Source organism: Clostridium sp. DFI.1.208 (assembly GCF_024463855.1).
In the GTDB taxonomy this organism is placed as follows: domain Bacteria; phylum Bacillota_I; class Bacilli_A; order Erysipelotrichales; family Erysipelotrichaceae; genus Clostridium_AQ.
Genome location: NZ_JANGCA010000158.1, coordinates 1 through 951, shown reverse-complemented (window position 1 = coordinate 951; position 951 = coordinate 1). Strand labels below are relative to the sequence as shown.

The following is a 951-nucleotide window of genomic DNA, read 5'->3' as shown; positions in this document are numbered from 1 at the left end:
ATTCTGATAGGAAATAGCTAGTAGGAAGGATTCCCGGAGCTTTTTTGTAAAAGCCGTCAAGTATGTCTTCGACCATTTCAATACTCCTTCTGACCTTCATATCGATAAGGATCGCTCCATGATGATGTACCTCTTCTTCAAATGAAAGAGGGAAATGCAGGTATCTGCATCTCCCTTGAGAAAAGGCAGACTACTGTTCTGATTTCTTCGTTTTTCTGCGTTTATGAGACACGAAGATGAGTGCTGCACCTGACAGTGTTACGACACTGAGCAGGATCCCAGTCGCTGTCGTATCCCCTGTAACGACCCCACCGGATAACGGTTTATCTGCATAGATGATTGTGCGCAGCTTGTCATCACCATTGACCCATTCGTCATCGATCGTGACCTTCACGACTTCATCGGATAACTGATAACCGGCCGGTGCTTTCGTCTCTTTGATGAAATACGTACCGTAGATCAGATCATCGAACAGTGCGATTCCGCTCTTCGTATCCGTCTTTACACTGCGGATTTTCTTCGTGCATGCTGCGTCACTATACAGCGTAAACTCTGCGGCCTTCAGGATGTCCTTATGATCATAATAATCGACCTTATTGACTTTGATATAGGAGCGGATCATTTTATCTTTCATCGTGACCTTCTGGCCGTCTCCTGCGGTAAAGGTGATCTCTTCTGCGATCTCATATCCATATGGTGCAGAGATTTCTTTCATTACATAGGTTTGACCCTCGCTCAGTCCTGTGATCGTGTGCTGCTCTTCTGTGGATACCCACTGATCTATGATATTGCCATCTTTGTCAATGATCTGCAGTTTAGCACCGGGTAATTCTTTTTCGCCGGTCTCATCGACTTTAGAAAAGTGCATCTCTGTTTGTCTGTTGCTCATGTCGATCGTCTGTACATCGTTCGTATCACGTACGATGAAGATGATATCCTCAGCTTTTGTAT

Annotated in this window: 1 protein-coding gene; it reads right to left on the bottom strand. The window is 44.9% G+C overall.

Annotation, left to right across the window (positions count from 1 at the left end; all coding sequences use genetic code 11):
- Positions 1 to 190: 190 nt before the first annotated feature.
- A partial coding sequence (locus NE665_RS23795; RefSeq protein WP_256302692.1) for a SpaA isopeptide-forming pilin-related protein occupies positions 191 to 951 on the bottom strand: 761 nt, incomplete at its 5' end.